A 14752-nucleotide genomic window follows, 5' to 3' on the forward strand; every position below is an offset into this window, starting at 1 on the left:
GGAGCGGGCTTGCTCGCGAATGCGCAGCGTCAGTCGACGTATTCATCAACTGACCCACTGCATCCGCGAGCAAGCCCGCTCCCATATTTTTTATCCTCACCCGGCTTAAAGACCTTTAGTGGTTTTGCTTGATTGCCCCTGCACCCCCACCGGCACATCGCCCTTGAGCGTAACCCGGCGCACGATGCGCTCCTGGGTGCCGTAGTCGTCCACCGCGTAATGCTGGGTGGCGCGGTTATCCCAGATCGCCACGTCACCGGTGTTCCAGCGCCAGCGCACGGTGTTTTCCAGGCGGGTGACATGGCCTTGCAGCAGGTTGAACAACTGCGCCGACTCTGCCTGGGAGTAGCCTTTCAGGCGTTTGACGAAGTGCCCCAACAGCAGGGTTTTCTCACCGCTGACCGGATGCACGCGCACCACCGGGTGTTCGGTTTCATACACCGTGGAAGTGAATACTTTGCGGTATTCCTCCAGCTTCTCCACCGCCACATCCGGCTTGCGTGCGGCGTAGTCGTATTCGTTGCTGTGCACCGCCCACAGGTGATCAGCCAGTGCGCGCAGTTCCACGCTGAGGTCATTGTAGGCAGCGGCTGTGTTGGCCCATACGGTGTCGCCGCCGGACACAGGCGCCAGCACCGAACGCAGGATCGAGGCCTTAGGGTAGGCATCGACGAACGTCACGTCGGTGTGCCAGGAATTGGCGCGCTGGCCACGGGTGCCATCCAACTCCATCAAGAACCGCGTGCCGTCCCGCACCGGCACCGTCGGGTGGGCAATTGGCTCGCCGAGCAGGTGAGCAAAGGCTTCCTGGCTCTGGTCATCGAGGTGGGTCTGCTCGCGAAAAAAAATCACCTTGTACTGCACCAGCGCCTGCTGGATGGCCTCGACGGTGGCGGCATCCAGCTCACCGGACAATTTGATGCCACGGATTTCGGCGCCGATCCGCCCGGCTACCGGGTGAATATCGAGTGGTTGGGCGATGGATTGAACGGCTAATGCGGCGTTGCTCATTGTGATGACCCTCATGTGCCTGCGAAACGGTGGGGGGACGCTTCCAGCAACGCTCTATCCATATGCAATTTAGGTCTAGCAAATGAATGAATGCTTCGTTGACGGAATAAGAGCTTGCATTTAAAACCTCAGCTTGCTCGGTCGCAAATGCCTTCGACCTATTTTTAAAATGCCGGAAAAGCATATGGATCTTCGCCAACTGCGCTACTTCATCGCCCTCAACGAACACCGCAGTTTCGTGCGTGCCGCGGACGCCATGGGCATCACCCAACCAGCGTTCAGCCGCAGCATCCAGGGGCTGGAACAGGAGTTCGGTTGCGTGTTGGTAGACCGCGGTCACAAGGACTTGCGCCCCACGCCGGAAGGCCAGGTGGTGTTGCAGCACGCCCTGAGCCTGGTGCATGGCGCAGCGCTGCTGAGCAGTGAAGTAACGCGCATGACCAAGCTCGACGCCGGCGACCTGCGCTTCGGCTGCGGCCCGGCGCCAGCCGTGAAACTGGTGCCGGATGCGGTGGCGCGGTTTATCAACGCCCACCCGAAAATCCGCACCACGTTTCAGGTGGATAACTGGGAAACCCTCAGCCGCCGTCTGAGCCGTGAAGAGATTGAATTCTTTATCGCCGACATCCGCCAGTTCGAAGCCGACCCGAATTTCCAGACCCGCGCACTCACCCCCAAACGCGGGGTGTTTTTCTGCCGCCCTGGGCATCCTTTGCTGGCCAAGGACAGCCTGTCCACCAACGATATGTTCGATTACCCGCTGGCGGCGCCGCTGATCTCCCAAGGCATTCGCAAACTGCTGGCGAACCTGAGTGGGCGCATGGATTTTTCACCGAGCATCCAGACCGAGCACTTCCCGGCACTGGTGAGCATCGTGCTGCAAACCAATGCCATCGGCGTCGGCACTGAAGAAGCCTTTGCCGAGGACATTGCCAGGGGGGCGCTGGTGCTGCTGCACTGGCGCAACTTGCCGCAGCACATGGATACCCTGAGCGCACGCTGCGGGATCGTCAGCCGCACGGGGTCGCGGTTGTCGCCGGCGGCGAAGGCGATGATCGAGACCTTGGTGGAGGTGGATAGCCAGCAGGTCAGTGTGGCGGTTTGAAGGGCCTCATCGCAGGCAAGCCAGCTCCCACATTGAGCGGTGAACACGTTCAAGTGTGGGAGCTGGCTTGCCTGCGATGGCGATAGCCCAGGCACCGACAAGCTCAGAGCCCTGCCGCCACCAGCCCAGGCGCCACCCAATCACTCACCTGAAACGACTTGCGAATCAACTTCTCCCTGGACGCCAGGTCCACCGCATCCTGCAATTTGCCCAGGAACACCGGGTCTAGGGTCGAGGGGAAAACTTCGCTGAGTTTCTGGTCTTTCAAATCATTGGTGAGGATCACCGGGGGGTAACTGGCCAGCCCTGATACCAGCGCTATGTACGCCTGTTTGTTGTTGTCATCGGTCAACCACTGCACCGCTTGCTGCTGGGCCTTGAGCAACGTGGCCACGGCGTCTGGGTGTTCATCGACGAATTTGGAGCTGCCCACCAGCACGGCCTGGATGCTGCCGGCATCGCCCAGGTCCTTGGTGGTCAGCGGTATCTCTGCCAAACCTTTGGCCTGCAACGCCGTCAGGGTGGACCCGCCCCAGGTGGCGTCAATCTGCTTGGCCGCCAGGGCGGCAGCGGCCGCGTTGAAGTCCAGGTTGATCACCTTCAGGTCCTTCTCGCTCAAGCCCTGGCTGGCCAATGCGCTGTCGAACGACAACTGGCTGGCCGTGCCACGGAACACCGCCACGCGCTTGCCCTTGAGGTCTTGCAGGGTCTTGATGCCGGAGCCCGGCACCACGCCGAGGTAGTGTTTCACTCCCCGTGCAGAGGCGCTGAGCAGCCGCGTATCCAGGCCATTGGAGCGGCCGATGATCGCTGCCAGGTCGCCCAGATAGGCCAGGTCCACCTGGCCGTTGGCGAACGCTTCATTGATCACCGGGCCGGCGCCCTTGAAGTAATTCCATTGGATCTTGATGCCTTGGTCGGCAAAGGCTTTTTCAAAGATCTGCTGTTCACGCAACACGTCGGTGATGCCACCGCCGCTGTGCTGGCTGCCGGCACTGAGGTCGGGCACTGCGATGCGGATTTCCTTGAGGTCGGCGGCATGCACCAACCCGGCCAGGGCGGTGCCGGCGAACAGGCTGATCAGACGTTTAAAGGGCAGTTTCATAAGCGCAGCTCCTGGTGGGCGACGGTCGCCTGGGAGCAAAAAGTAGGCACAGACTGAACAAAACTTTAAATACTATAAATTCACAATTTAATAGCTTTTAGAAATATGCAGGCTAAGCCGCAGCCTCCAGAGGCATATGCATAAACAGCATCGAAAATATTCTTCGAATGCATTGGATGCGTGGCGGCGTGAAGCTTTAAATGACTTTTCTTATCTCACAATCATCTTGATCGCGCTTTTGTAAGATCGAAATCACATAACGCATTCGGAGGTCTTCCATGGCCCGAATTTCACTTCTTAGCCTGCCGCTGGCGGCCCTGCCCAAAGGCATCGCGCCGCGCTGGCCGCAGCTGGGCCAGCGTCTATTGCCGTGGCTGCTGCCGCTCACGCTGTTTGCCTTATGGTGGCTGGCCAGCCGCAATCATTGGATGAGCGAGCAGATTCTGCCCACTCCCGCCCTGGTGTGGAGCAGCGCGGTGGAATTGGCCGGCGGCGAGTTATGGAGCCATCTGGCCATCAGCTTGCAGCGCTTGTTCTGGGGCCTGCTGGCCGGTGTCAGTGCCGGCGCGATACTGGGCGCGTTCCTGGGTTTCAGTGCGCGCGCCGAGCGCTTGGTGTTCCCGACGTTCAGCGCGCTGGCGCAAGTGCCGACCCTGGCCTGGATCCCGCTGTTCATGGTGTTTTTCGGCATTGGCGAAACCCTCAAGCTGGTGGTGTTGGTCAAAGCCATCGTGGTGCCCGTGACCCTGCATACCCTGGTAGGCGTTCGCGACGCCCAGCCCAACCTGCGCGAAGCCGCCCGTGTACTGCGCCTGCCTGGCCACTTGCTGATCCGCCGTCTGGTCCTGCCCGCCGCACTGCCTGCGTTCATGGCCGGTGTACGCCTGGCCCTGGCGGCGGGCTGGACCTCCCTGCTGGCCGTGGAGCTGCTGGCCTCCAGCGAAGGCATCGGTTACCTGATGGTGTGGGCGCGCCAGTTGTTCATGCTCGATATCGTCTTCGTGTGCATCGTGGTCATTGGCGTGCTGGGTGTGGTGATGGACCGCGGCATCGGCTGGCTGGACCGCAAGTGGGTGCACTGGCCCCATCCGGCCACTGCGCAGATTCGACGCGGGACACGCTACGAAGGCTGGCAGCGCTTGCAACCCTGGCTGTTGCCGCTGCTGCTATTGGCGTTATGGCAAGTAGCGACTCAGCAGGATTGGGTCGATCCAAACATTCTGGTCAGCCCCTGGGCGGTGCTGCAAACCAGCGTGGCGGGCGTGCTGGATGGCAGCCTGACTACGGCGCTGGGCAAAAGCCTTGGCCGGGCCCTGGGCGGGTTGCTGCTGGGCGGTAGCCTGGGCTTTGCCATGGGCCTGTGGCTGGGGCTGTCGCGGCGCAGTGAGCGGCTACTTGGCCCCACTTTGTCCGCGCTGCGCCAGATCGCGATTTTCGCCTGGGTGCCGCTGCTCACCGCCTGGTTCGGCCTGGGTGAACTGGCCAAGTGGGTGTTTATCGCCCTCGCCGCCTTCTTCCCGTTGTTTATTGCCACCCAGCGCAGCGTGCTCAACTTGTCGCCCCAGCTGCGCGAAGCCGCGCAGGTGCTGCGCCTGAACCTCTGGCAACGCTTGCGCCGCCTGGTACTGCCGGGCGCCGCGTCGGGGATTTTCGCCGGCCTGCGCCTGAGCCTGATCTACGCCTGGATGGGCACCCTCGGCGCCGAATATTTCATGCCCTCAGATGGCGGCATCGGCAGCCTGATGATCGGCGCCCAACAGTTGCTGCGCATGGATTTGATCATGAGCAGCATGCTGCTGGTCGGCCTCACCGGCGCCGCTCTGAACCTGATCGGCCAACGCATCGAAACCCGTGCCACCCGCTGGAGACACGCATGAACGCACCGATTGTCAGCTTCAACCACGTGGGTAAGTCCTTCGACGTCGATGGCTTCGAACTGGAAGCCATCCGTGAATTCAACCTGGAGGTGGCCGAAGGGGAATTTGTTGCGATTGTCGGCTCCAGCGGATGCGGGAAATCCACACTGCTGCGCTTGCTGGTGGGCTTGGATACGCAGTTTCGCGGCGAGATCCAGGTCGATGGCAAAGCCGTCAGCGGGATCGGCGGCGAACGCGGCATTGTGTTCCAGGAGCACCGCCTGTTCCCGTGGCTGACCGTGGCGCAAAACATCGGCCTGGGCCTGGTCAACGAGCCCCTGAACGAGGCCGAGCGCAACCGGCGCATCAGCGACTTTATCGAACTGGTGGGCCTCACCGATTTCACTCGCGCCTACCCCCACCAACTCTCCGGCGGCATGGCGCAACGGGTGGCGATTGCCCGCGGCCTGGTGGCCAGCCCGCGCATCCTGTTGCTGGACGAACCCTTCGGCGCCCTGGATGCACTGACGCGCCAGCAGATGCAGGACGAACTGCTGGCGATTCGTGCCCGCGCCAGGATCACCACGGTACTGGTGACCCACGATGTGGAAGAGGCGATTTTCCTCGCCGATCGCGTGGTGGTGATGGAGCCGCGTCCGGGGCGAATCAAGCAGGTCGTCGAGATCGCCCTGCCTCATCCGCGCCAGCGCAGCAGTTTTGAATTCCACCAGCTACGCGAAGAGCTGTTGCACGAATTAACCAGCGACGACCATTACCAACCGCCGGTGCGCGAACAGATCCGCGACCTGCCATTGGCGTTTATTGCTTGCTGAAAGAGAGCTCAGTGCGCGGGTGTTCCTGGGGCTCCAGGCGATTGGCTCGCGCAAACGTGCCCAAATCATTGAAGCGCACCCCCATCTCGGCCATGACCTTGTGCGCCACCTTGGCGGTCATCTGGCGGATGTAGAACGGTTCTTTCACCACAAAGTGATGGATGCCGTGGGTGCTGCCGAAGTTGAAGCAGAACGCCTGCAACGGCCACAGCCACCAAGGGTTCAGCACTTGGGTTTGCTGCATCACATTGCCCAGTTCCACATCGCCGTAGTAATGCATGTTGGAGCTGACAAAGTGCAGGCAGAAGGTGCGCAACACGTTCGGGCCGATGATCACCACCGCAGCGATATCGATCACCTGCATCATTTGCAAGGTACCGGCTGACCACTGAATGGGCGCGCCCATCAAACTGGCAATCCCATTGGCGGCATGAAAGCCCAGGAAGACGTACCACGCGCCCCAATGCAGCAAGGCCAGCGGTGCGTACACCAGCAGCACGCGCTTGAGGATGCTGAACCTGTGCGGCCAGGTCTTGGCGCGCAACAGGCGGATCAAGGCCGACATCATGTTGTCCCCCACCATCAGCAACCGTGCGATGCCCCAGGGTTCGCCATTGGTGATCGCGCGCTCTTCCATGTCGGCTTCGGTGCCCGAGACCTTGTGATGGTTGAGGTGCAGGTGCCGGCGTATCCATGGGTTGATGGTGCTTGGCCGCGCCAGCCATACTAGGCCCATCATCAGGTTGTGGGGCACGCGTTGCTTGCGAAAGTACATGCTGTGGATCAGGTCGTGTTCCAACTCGTGAGTGAGCGAGGCGAAGAAGGCATTGAGCAGCAGACACACCCACCAGGCCATATGACCGCTGATATAGAGCGCTGCCGAGCCGAACATGCCCAGCAGGGCAAAGGCCAGGATGCCTGCGCCCAGCGCGTCCTGATGCAACAACCAGGGGTGCCGCTGGCGCAAGCGCACGCCTTCGGCCATCACCACCTCGCGGATATGCGCCGAACGCTGTTGTGCGTTCAACGGCTGGGGGCTTGCAGAAGTACCGTCCATGCTTCCATTCTCTTGTGAAGTGATGCCTGCATCCTGCACCCAACCCTAGCGCAGGACGCTAGCCGCGCACGCCAATCTGTTGACCACAAGCGCCAATTGCCATGACCGAACCCACTTCCCTCGCCAGCTGGACCCGTGCCCTGCGCAAGCAGCTCGACGCCCTGGGCTTCGACAGCGCCGCGCTGTGCGCCGAGGCCGGGCTCGACCCGCAGCAGATGGACGACCCCAACGCCCGCTACCGGTTGTCGGCCACCACGCGCCTATGGGCGCTGGCGGTACAGGCCAGTGGCGACCCGGCGATTGGGCTGCGAGTGTCGCGGTTTGTCAGCCCCACCACCTTTCATGCGCTGGGTTACGCATTGGTGGCCAGCGGCAGCTTGCGCGAGGTGTTCGAGCGCATCGTGCGCTATCACCAAGTGGTCAGTGATGCCTTGGACCTGGAGCTGAGCCGCCACGGCGACGTCTACCGTTTTCGCCTGCTCCAACCCCCAGGCAGCCCTGCGCCCGCGCCGGAAGCGATTGATGCCTTTGCGGCGATCTACGTGCGCACGTGTCGCAACCGCCTGGGTCGCGACTATGCGCCGTTGGCCGTTTACCTGCGGCGCCCGGAACCCGCCGACCCCGAGCCGTGGCACAGGGTATTTCGCGCGCCGGTACGGTTTGCCGCCGACGAAGACCGCCTGGAATTCGCCGCCAGCGACTTCGACAGCCATCTGGACGACGCCAACCCGGAGCTGGCCGAACACAACGAAACCGTGCTCAAGCGCACCCTCGCCCAACTGCAACCGCTGACCTGGGAACGCAAGGTGCGCGCCGCCATCGAGGCGCAATTGCCAGACGGCGAGCCAAGCGCCGAACACATTGCTCAAGCGCTGCATTTGAGCTTGCGCAGCCTGCAGCGGCATCTGGCCGATGAAGGGTGTCGGTTTGACGCCTTGCTCAATGAGTGTCGGCAAAACCTGGCGTTATTGCACCTGCGCGACCCGCAGTGCTCATTGGCCGAGATCAGCCATTTGCTGGGGTTTGCCGATACCAGCAGTTTCAATCGTGCGTTCAAGCGCTGGACGGGGATGACGCCGGGGCAGTTTCGCGACGGGTTGCAGTAGGAAGGGCCTCATCGCAGGCAAACCAGCTCCCACTGGGGAATGGGGTTCACATCATGTGGGAGCTGGCTTGCCTGCGATGAGGCCAGTACAACCACCACAAATCCCTGAGTTTGATTACAAACCTGTCATCCAATTGTGCGGCTTTTGTCCGCGTCCGCTGGTTACCGTGACGGCCTGCTTTCTGGAGCCCTCACTATGTACCGCACTGCCTTGTTCCTGAGCCTCGCCGTGGCCACCGTCGCCCAGGCGGCGCCACAATTACCACGCCATGCCGAGCTGGATCTGCACACCGCTCGCCAACTGGCAGACGCCAGCCTGGCCCACTGCACCGCTGCGCTGACCGTACTCGACCGCGGTGGCAACCTGTTGCTGGGCCTGCGCGCTGACGGTGTCGGCCCGCACAACAGCCTCGCCAGCCAACGCAAGGCGTACACGGCGCTGTCGACAAAAACCCCGACCCGGCTGTTTGCCGAACGGGCGCGTAATAACCCGGAAGCCGCCAACCTCAACAGCTTGCCCGAGCTGCTGTTGCTCGGCGGTGGCGTGCCGCTGTTTGCCGACGCCGAACTGGTCGGTGCCCTAGGCATCGCCGGTGCCGGTGGCGCCGCGCAGGATGAAGCCTGCGCCGTACAGGCCGCCGAGCAACTGGGCTTGAAAATCACCCCTTGATTCCACTTCCCTCAAAAGGACTTCGCGATGAAAACCTTGAGCATGACCCTCGCCGCACTGAGCCTGAGTGGCCTGTGCAACCTGGCCCTGGCCGACGGCAACCCCCTGAGCGTGCACGTACTCAACCTGGAAAATGGCCTGCCAAGCGCCGGGGTCAATGTCACCCTTGAACAGCATGTGGGCGATAAGTGGCAGTCGCTGTCTGAAGGTGTCACCAACCAGCAAGGCCGCATCGCCGAGCTGTTCCCGGCCAACCGCAGCATGCAGCCGGGCGAGTACCGCGTGGTGTTCAAGACCGGCGATTACTACAAGAAGGCTAACCGCGAGACGTTTTTCCCTGAGGTACCGGTGATATTCCAGGTCAAGCAGGCCGACCAGCACTACCACATCCCGCTGTTGCTCAGCCCTTACGGTTTCTCTACCTATCGCGGTTCATAGGCCCGCGGCCAGCCGCAGCCCATTGAGGTCGCGTATCTCGATGGCACCGTAACTCAAGCCGATAATGCCCTGTTGCTCCAGCGCCTTGAGCAGACTGTTGATGGTCTGGCGCGACAGGCCCAGCATCGCCGCCAGATCCTCCTGGGGCAGTTGCAGCACGCGGCGCGCCTGATCCACTTCGCCGTAGCCTTGGGCAATCATCAACAACCGATGGGCCAGCCGCTCTGAGGCGGGCATCAGGCTTATCTGTTCGATATTGATCAACGACAGCCGCAGTTTATGGCTCATCAACAGCGCCATCTCCCGCCAGAACAGCGGATGCCGTTCGAGAATGCCGAGCATCGCCGACTGCGGCACCTGCAGCAGCCTGCAAGCACCCGTGGCCAAGGCATCGTGGGTGCGCGGCAAGTTGTCGAACAGGCAGATCTCGCCGAACCAGTAGGGCGTTTCCACCAGGCTCAACACCGCTTCCTTGCCCTGAGCACTGACCGCACTGATGCGCACCGTGCCTTCCAGCACCGCATACACGCCGCACGGCGGGTCACCGCGCTTGAACAGGTACTGCCCCGCCGTCAGCACACGCAACCGCGCCGCCCCCAGCAGGCTACGCTGCAAGTCTGGCGGCAAATGGCTGAACCAATGACCGCGAGCCAATTGCGCGTGCCATGTCCCTGTGTCCATGCGAACTCCGAAGATTGTCGCCCAGTTGACAGTTAGGCACCGACTGACAGGGCATGATCAAACATCCTACAGGAGGAACAACAATGAAAAGCCTCGTCGACCACCTCAGTCAATACGCCGCGTACCACCGCGACCCACGCAACATCGCCAGCCACTTCATCGGTATTCCGTTGATTGTGGTGGCCGTAGCCGTGCTGCTGTCGCGCCCCGAATGGTCGGTGGGCGGGCTGTGGCTATCACCTGCGGTGCTGTTGGCGCTGTTTTCGGCGTGGTTTTATCTGCGCCTGGAACTGGCCCTGGGCGTGTTGATGACTATGCTGATGGGCTTGTCGGTGTGGGCCGGGCATGTGCTGGCGGCGCAAAGCACGGCGGTGTGGCTGAGCAGCGGCGTGGGGATGTTTGTGGTGGGCTGGGTGATTCAGTTCATCGGGCATTACTACGAAGGCAGGAAGCCTGCCTTTGTGGACGATGTGTCCGGGCTGATCGTGGGGCCGTTGTTTGTGGTGGCGGAGTTGGCGTTTTTGCTGGGGTTGCGGCAGGACCTCAAGCACCAGATTGAAGAGCGCTCTGGGCCGGTGGCGCGGCGCGGTCTTGATCGTTCCCATGCTCTGCGTGGGAATGCAGGCCAGGACGCTCCGCGTCCAAAAGCGTGACGCAGAGCGTCACCAGAGGCGTTCCCACGCAGAGCGTGGGAACGATCACGTGAGGCTCAGGTTTTGGGTTTGAAGAACAGGGTCTCGCCCCGCGCCAGGCCGGTGAGGCTGTCATGGTCTTTCACCACTTCGGCCTCGATCAATTCACTCTGGCCTTCAACCTTCAAGGTCACGCGAGTGGTCGCGCCCAACGGCCGAATATCCCGCACTTGCGCCGCATGGTGATCTTCCAGTTCATGGCGTGACAACGACACTTCGTGGGGGCGGAACAGCAGGTGCTTGTCTTCGCCCAAATGCAGGCGGTTGGAGTCCCCCAGGAAGTGATAGACAAAGTCGCTTGCCGGGTTTTCGTAGACGTCGCCCGGTGAACCGATCTGCTCGATCACCCCCTTGTTCATCACCACGATACGGTCGGCGACTTCCATGGCCTCTTCCTGGTCGTGGGTCACGAAGACCGAGGTCAGGTTGATGTCCTCGTGCAGGCGCGCCAGCCAGCGGCGCAGTTCTTTACGCACCTTGGCGTCGAGGGCGCCGAAGGGTTCGTCGAGCAGCAACACCTTGGGCTCCACCGCCAGGGCGCGGGCCAGGGCGATACGCTGGCGCTGGCCACCGGAGAGTTGTTCCGGGTAACGGTCCGACAACCAATCAAGCTGCACCATGTTCAGCAGCTCGTGAACCTTGCTGGCAATCTGGCTTTCGGTGGGGCGTTGGTTTTTCGGCTTCATGCGCAGGCCGAAAGCGACGTTGTCGAACACGGTCATGTGGCGAAACAGCGCGTAGTGCTGAAACACAAAGCCCACGTTGCGATCACGCACATCGTGGCCGGAGACGTCTTCGCCGTGGAACACAATACTGCCGGTATCCGGGGTTTCCAGGCCGGCAATGATGCGCAGCAGCGTGGTCTTGCCGCAGCCGGACGGGCCCAGCAACGCCACCAGCTCGCCACTCTGGATATCCAGGTTGATGCTGTCCAGGGCCTTGAAGGCATTGAAGTTTTTGCTGACATTACGGACTTCGATCGACATGACTTATTCCTCACCCGCGCTGTTGCGCAGGCGGTTGATTCGGTTCTCGCTCCACTGCTTGAGCAGCAGGATGAAGAGCGCCAGGATCAGCAACAGGCTGGCCACCGCAAACGCGGCAACGTGGTTGTATTCGTTGTAGAGAATCTCGACATGCAGCGGCAGCGTGTTGGTGACGCCGCGAATGTGGCCGGACACCACCGACACCGCGCCGAACTCGCCCATGGCCCGCGCCGTACACAGCACCACGCCGTAGATCAGGCCCCACTTGATGTTCGGCACGGTGACATGCCAGAACATCTGCCAGCCATTGGCGCCCAGCAGGCGTGCGGCTTCTTCTTCCTGGGTGCCCTGCTCCTGCATCAGCGGGATCAGCTCACGGGCCACGAACGGCACGGTGACGAAGATGGTCGCCAGCACGATGCCCGGCAGGGCGAACACGATCTGGATGTCGTGGTCTTGCAGCCACGGCCCGAAGAAGCCCTGGGCGCCGAACATCAACACATATACCAGGCCTGCGATCACCGGCGACACCGAGAACGGCAGGTCGATCAGCGTGACCAGGATGCTCTTGCCACGGAACGAGTACTTGCTCACGCACCAGGCGGCGCTGACGCCGAACACCAGGTTGAGCGGCACCGAAATCAGCACGGCGATCACCGTGAGTTTCAGCGCCGACAGCGCGTCGGGCTCAAGGATTGCGCTGAAGAACGTGCCGAGGCCGTTCTTCAAGCCCTGGGACACCACCACCAGCAATGGCAGCAGCAGGAACAGCACGAATACCAGCCAGCCAAGGCCGATCAGGATACGTCGCGAGGTCGCGCTGCCACGGCGGGCGGCGTTGGCCGAGGACGCGACGGAAATAGACGATTGGGACATGTTCCGCGCCTCCTTATGGACGTTCGATGCGCCGCTGCAACAGGTTGATCAGCAGCAGCAAGACGAAGGACACCACCAGCATCAGCACACCAATGGAGGTGGCGCCGCGGTAGTCGTATTGGTCGAGCTTGACCATGATCAGCAATGGCAGGATTTCGGTTTTCATCGGCATATTGCCGGCGATGAAGATCACCGAACCGTACTCACCCACGCCTCGGGCAAAGGCCAGGGCGAAGCCGGTCAGCCAGGCGGGCAGCAATGCCGGCACTAGGATGTAGCGGAACACTTGCAACGGCTTGGCGCCGAGGCAGGCGGCGGCCTCTTCGATTTCCCGGGGGATATCGGCCAGTACCGGCTGCACCGTGCGCACCACGAAGGGCAACGTGACGAAGGTCAGCGCCAGGGTGATACCCAGGGGGGTGTAGGCGATTTTGAAACCCAGGTCGGTGGCAAACTGGCCAACCAGGCCGTTGGGTGCGTACAGCGCGGTCAGCGCAATACCGGCGACGGCAGTGGGCAAGGCGAACGGCAGGTCGATCATCGCATCAATGACCTTGCGCCCGGGGAAGGTGTAGCGCACCAGCACCCAGGCCAACAAAGTGCCAATCACACCGTTGATGAGTGCGGCGTACAGCGCGGTACTGAAGCTCAGCTTCAAGGCCGCCAGCACGCGAGGCGCGGAGATGATGTTCCAGAACTGATCCCAGGTGAGTTGAGCGGCGTGTACAAACATCGCCGCCAGGGGGATGAGTACAATCAGGCTGAGGTACACCACGGTGTAGCCCAGCGTCAGCCCGAAGCCGGGTATGACGGGGGAGATACGACGCGACATAAGAGTCCTTGGTTAGCGGAACGGATATGCGTGCGGCCCACTGTGGCGAGGGAGCTTGCTCCCGCTGGGCTGCGAAGCAGCCCCAGAACCAGGCAACCACGATGTACCGTGAGTACCGGTTTTGGGAGTGCTTCGCACTCTAGCGGGAGCAAGCTCCCTCGCCACAACAAGCCCCGCGCAATAGTCGGTGTTGATTATTGCGCCGTGTAGATCTGGTCGAACACACCACCATCATTGAAGAATTTCGGTTGGGCAGTTTTCCAGCCGCCGAAGTCTTTGTCGATAGTCACCAGGTCCAGTTTCGGGAACTGCTGGGCGTATTTGGCGGCGACTTTTTCATCCCGTGGACGGTAGAAGTTCTTCGCCGCAATCTCCTGGCCCGCCGGGCTGTACAGGTGGTTGAGGTACGCAGTGGCGATCTCGGTGTTGCCCTTTTTCTCGGCGTTCTTGTCGACCACAGCCACCGGCGGTTCCGCCAGGATCGACAGGGACGGCACGACGATGTCGAACTTGTCGGCGCCGCCGTCTTCCTTCAAGGCCAGGAACGCCTCGTTTTCCCACGCCAGCAGCACGTCACCCTGGCCGTTGTTGACGAAGGTAATGGTAGAACCGCGTGCGCCGGTGTCCAGTATCGGCACGTGCTTGAACAGCTCTTTGACGTATTCCTGGGCCTTGGCTTCGCTGCCGCCTGCCTTGAGGCCGTAGGCCCAGGCGGCGAGGAAGTTCCAGCGTGCACCGCCGGAGGTTTTCGGGTTGGGCGTGATCACCGACACGTCTTTCTTGATCAGGTCTCCCCAGTCCTTGATGCCCTTGGGATTGCCCTTGCGCACCAGGAACACAATGGTGGAGGTGTAGGGCGTGCTGGCGTCCGGCAGGCGGGTCTGCCAGTTCTCCGGCAGGGTCTTGCCCAGCTTGGCGACTTCATCAATGTCACCGGCCAGGGCCAGGGTCACTACGTCGGCGCGCAGGCCGTCAATCACTGCGCGTGCTTGCTTGCCCGAGCCACCGTGGGACTGCTGGATCTTCACGTTGTCGCCGGGGTGGGACTGTTTCCAGAAGCTGGTGAACTCAGCGTTGTAATCCTGGTACAGCTCACGGGTGGGGTCGTACGAGACGTTGAGCAACTCGTAGTCCTTGGCAACGGCGGAACCGGCAAACACGGCACTGGCCAATGCGGCCAAGGCATAACGGCGAATCGACGACATAGAAGCTCCTGAAATTCTTGGGTGTTGGCTTTTCTTTTAATTGCGGGTCTATCGCCGTTCTTGCTCAGCTCGGTTTGTTACCGGGGTTCTGCAGACGGAATTTTTCCTTGCGTTCGATCTGTACCACTTGGGCGTTGTGTACGGTGATTTCCACCGCGCCAAACCGCAGATCGCGCAGGGCGCTCTGGATTTCACGCAAAATGGCTGCTTCGTCCTGGCCGTCAACGCTACGTAGAGATGCGCTCATGGTCTCGCTCCTGAAAATGAGTAGTGCCTGGCAGTGGCGGCACTGCTTGCGGC

At 61.6% G+C, this 14752-nt stretch carries 16 protein-coding genes; 7 read left to right on the forward strand and 9 right to left on the reverse strand.

Features of this window, described 5'->3' with window-relative positions:
* Positions 1 to 105: 105 nt before the first annotated feature.
* Positions 106 to 1011 (reverse strand): TauD/TfdA family dioxygenase, encoded by a 906-nt coding sequence (locus HU730_RS12150; RefSeq protein ID WP_186526705.1) that lies wholly within the window; start codon positions 1009 to 1011, stop codon positions 106 to 108.
* A 184-nt stretch (positions 1012 to 1195) separates the two neighbouring features.
* Between HU730_RS12150 and HU730_RS12155 the strand changes: the two genes are divergently transcribed.
* Complete coding sequence (locus HU730_RS12155) at positions 1196 to 2116, forward strand: LysR family transcriptional regulator (protein ID WP_003187586.1); 921 nt, start codon at positions 1196 to 1198, stop codon at positions 2114 to 2116.
* Between the two features lie 103 nt (positions 2117 to 2219).
* Here HU730_RS12155 and HU730_RS12160 read toward each other — a convergent pair whose 3' ends face one another.
* Positions 2220 to 3221: an ABC transporter substrate-binding protein gene (locus HU730_RS12160; protein WP_020302215.1), complete on the reverse strand. Its 1002-nt coding sequence runs from the start codon at positions 3219 to 3221 to the stop codon at positions 2220 to 2222.
* 278 nt (positions 3222 to 3499) lie between these two features.
* On the opposite strand from HU730_RS12160, the gene HU730_RS12165 reads away from it, so the two are divergent.
* Together HU730_RS12165 and HU730_RS12170 are read left to right on the forward strand one after the other, a co-directional pair.
* Positions 3500 to 5098: an ABC transporter permease gene (locus HU730_RS12165; RefSeq protein ID WP_186526704.1), complete on the forward strand. Its 1599-nt coding sequence runs from the start codon at positions 3500 to 3502 to the stop codon at positions 5096 to 5098.
* Positions 5095 to 5910: an ABC transporter ATP-binding protein gene (locus tag HU730_RS12170; protein ID WP_057975339.1), complete on the forward strand. Its 816-nt coding sequence runs from the start codon at positions 5095 to 5097 to the stop codon at positions 5908 to 5910. The genes HU730_RS12165 and HU730_RS12170 overlap by 4 nt, the downstream gene beginning before the upstream one ends.
* Here HU730_RS12170 and HU730_RS12175 read toward each other — a convergent pair.
* Positions 5897 to 6967 carry a fatty acid desaturase gene (locus HU730_RS12175; RefSeq protein ID WP_186526703.1) on the reverse strand — a complete coding sequence of 357 codons (1071 nt, stop codon included), beginning with the start codon at positions 6965 to 6967 and terminating at the stop codon, positions 5897 to 5899. The genes HU730_RS12170 and HU730_RS12175 overlap by 14 nt on opposite strands.
* Before the next feature lie 101 nt (positions 6968 to 7068).
* Here HU730_RS12175 and HU730_RS12180 point away from each other — a divergent pair, with 101 nt between their 5' ends.
* The 3 genes from HU730_RS12180 (at position 7069) to uraH (ending at position 9180) form a co-directional block, all read left to right on the forward strand.
* Positions 7069 to 8073: an AraC family transcriptional regulator gene (locus HU730_RS12180; protein ID WP_186526702.1), complete on the forward strand. Its 1005-nt coding sequence runs from the start codon at positions 7069 to 7071 to the stop codon at positions 8071 to 8073.
* 195 nt (positions 8074 to 8268) lie between these two features.
* Positions 8269 to 8742, forward strand: a complete 474-nt coding sequence (locus tag HU730_RS12185) for a heme-binding protein (RefSeq protein WP_034125453.1) — start codon at positions 8269 to 8271, stop codon at positions 8740 to 8742.
* A 27-nt stretch (positions 8743 to 8769) separates the two neighbouring features.
* Complete coding sequence (gene uraH, locus HU730_RS12190; RefSeq protein ID WP_014716425.1) at positions 8770 to 9180, forward strand: hydroxyisourate hydrolase; 411 nt, start codon at positions 8770 to 8772, stop codon at positions 9178 to 9180.
* Here the strand turns inward: uraH and HU730_RS12195 are convergent.
* The gene (locus HU730_RS12195) at positions 9175 to 9861 is read right to left on the reverse strand and encodes a Crp/Fnr family transcriptional regulator (protein ID WP_054920347.1); all 687 of its coding nucleotides are present in this window, start codon (positions 9859 to 9861) and stop codon (positions 9175 to 9177) included. The genes uraH and HU730_RS12195 overlap by 6 nt on opposite strands.
* An 83-nt stretch (positions 9862 to 9944) precedes the next feature.
* Here HU730_RS12195 and HU730_RS12200 point away from each other — a divergent pair, with 83 nt between their 5' ends.
* Positions 9945 to 10514, forward strand: coding sequence for an Mpo1-like protein (locus HU730_RS12200; protein WP_254914076.1), 570 nt, complete (start codon positions 9945 to 9947; stop codon positions 10512 to 10514).
* A gap of 56 nt (positions 10515 to 10570) precedes the next feature.
* Here the strand turns inward: HU730_RS12200 and HU730_RS12205 are convergent, their stop codons facing one another.
* From HU730_RS12205 to oscA, 5 genes are all read right to left on the reverse strand, one after another.
* Positions 10571 to 11539, reverse strand: coding sequence for a sulfate ABC transporter ATP-binding protein (locus HU730_RS12205; protein ID WP_034125451.1), 969 nt, complete (start codon positions 11537 to 11539; stop codon positions 10571 to 10573).
* A 3-nt stretch (positions 11540 to 11542) separates the two neighbouring features.
* The gene (cysW, locus tag HU730_RS12210) at positions 11543 to 12415 is read right to left on the reverse strand and encodes a sulfate ABC transporter permease subunit CysW (protein ID WP_034125450.1); all 873 of its coding nucleotides are present in this window, start codon (positions 12413 to 12415) and stop codon (positions 11543 to 11545) included.
* A 13-nt stretch (positions 12416 to 12428) separates the two neighbouring features.
* Entirely contained in the window at positions 12429 to 13247 is an 819-nt protein-coding gene (gene cysT / locus HU730_RS12215; RefSeq protein WP_032894195.1) for a sulfate ABC transporter permease subunit CysT, read from the reverse strand.
* Positions 13248 to 13441: 194 nt separating this feature from the next.
* On the reverse strand, positions 13442 to 14452 hold the full coding sequence (locus HU730_RS12220) for a sulfate ABC transporter substrate-binding protein (RefSeq protein WP_014716420.1): 1011 nt from the start codon (positions 14450 to 14452) through the stop codon (positions 13442 to 13444).
* Between the two features lie 64 nt (positions 14453 to 14516).
* Complete coding sequence (gene oscA / locus HU730_RS12225) at positions 14517 to 14699, reverse strand: sulfur starvation response protein OscA (RefSeq protein ID WP_003170956.1); 183 nt, start codon at positions 14697 to 14699, stop codon at positions 14517 to 14519.
* Positions 14700 to 14752 lie beyond the last annotated feature (53 nt).

Origin of the sequence: Pseudomonas sp. SWRI22 (assembly GCF_014268395.2) — a bacterium.
Taxonomy (GTDB): Bacteria; Pseudomonadota; Gammaproteobacteria; order Pseudomonadales; family Pseudomonadaceae; genus Aquipseudomonas; species Aquipseudomonas paracarnis.